Raw genomic sequence first — 1,533 nt, 5'->3', positions numbered from 1 at the left:
TAAAATACATATTAATTAATAACCACAAAAGCAATTTTTCTAAAGAAAATAAAAAAATGGGGATATCAAAATGGCAAGATTAAAAAAATATGACAGGTTAAAGAAATTTATTTTCTTTATTTTTATTTTTTATAATTATTCTTATTGTTATGCCAACAAAAATTCTTTTAAACAAATAAGTGAACACTTTCCATCCCTTAAACTACCGCATAATTCTCGGATTACAGGAAACTTTATTAAAGATAATAATTATAAACATTTTTATTATAATTTTTTTAATGAAAATGAATATTATCCCCATAATATTTCTCCAAGTTTTGTTAATTATTTACAATTATCTAATAATAATTTATATGCTCAACATCACGATTATATAACTAACATTTCAGGTATAAAACTTCCAACCATTCATCACAATATCAATCCAATTTTAATTGAAGGACTACAAGGAAATGGAGAAATGATAACTTATCTTTACCTATTTTCTGATAATTTTGATGTGCTTGATAAGATTATTTTGAAAAATCCTAATGGATTAACAAGAAAAAACTCTGAAATAGACGATCTTGCCCAAGGGTTTATTTATTATAGTATTGATAAAAATTACCAAATTGAACGTCAACAACGCTTTACTGATGAAACAATTGAAATACAACATTATAAAATAACTAAAGATGGGCAGTTTAAAGAAATGCCTGTAATATCTAATTGCTATAAAGAATTTGCTACTAAAGATAATAATATACATTCTAAAAAAAGTCTTTTACTAACCAGTAAACAAGGAAATAATTATTTACGTTTTGCTCATGGGTTAGATTACGATCAGTTTGAAAGTATAATATTAACTTTAAATTCTAATGAGAAAAAACTTTGTATTAATTATCAACAAGCTTTTTCTGTCACCTTTGGCAAGGCTAATTCAAAACGATTTTTTGATAATAATGAATTATATCAACAGCATGTAGAAAATTTTAAAAGTTATGATATTGATATTAGTAATGAATTAGAATACATTACCATCCATGGCTTTGAAAAAACACCATTATCAAAGTTTTTATTAAATGGTAATCAGGCAATTTATATGAAAAATATATTATTTTTTGTTAGTGAAAATCATTTTACTGCTTACAGACAACCAACAGATGAACAATTAACTTATCATTAATGACAAAAGTACTAGCTAGTCATCATGAAACTCATCTTAACGGACAAGCTTCCAGAAAGTGAAAAGACAATCATATTAGTTGAAAAAGAGGCCAGATTAATTCAGCCCTCAGCAGATAGCTATTTAAACAGTGGCATAGGGATTCATTTTGTAGATAGCAGTAACTATTGCTATGTTAAAATCAAACCGGAATATACCTTTAGTATACCATTGATATATTTTGACGCTTCACGACAGTCTTCATTCAATACGCCGTTAGGCGGTGGGATTAATGGGATTAACGGTAAAACGCAAAACACCATACCGCAAAAACAATGGTACCGTTTAACGCAAACAGATAAAGCGCGGTTGATTGATATTAACCGCTT

At 27.1% G+C, this 1,533-nt stretch carries 2 protein-coding genes; both read left to right on the top strand.

The genetic code is table 11. From position 1 onward, the window contains the following. Positions 1-70: 70 nt before the first annotated feature. Positions 71-1,165, top strand: coding sequence for a hypothetical protein (locus A9G28_RS11480; RefSeq protein ID WP_065580747.1), 1,095 nt, complete (start codon positions 71-73; stop codon positions 1,163-1,165). Between the two features lie 24 nt (positions 1,166-1,189). Beyond that, a partial coding sequence (locus A9G28_RS11475; RefSeq protein WP_141674746.1) for a hypothetical protein occupies positions 1,190-1,533 on the top strand: 344 nt, incomplete at its 3' end.

The sequence above is a fragment of the Gilliamella sp. Fer1-1 genome (assembly GCF_001690825.1).
Lineage (GTDB): Bacteria > Pseudomonadota > Gammaproteobacteria > Enterobacterales > Orbaceae > Gilliamella > Gilliamella apicola_C.
This window is presented reverse-complemented; position numbering and strand designations above follow the sequence as displayed.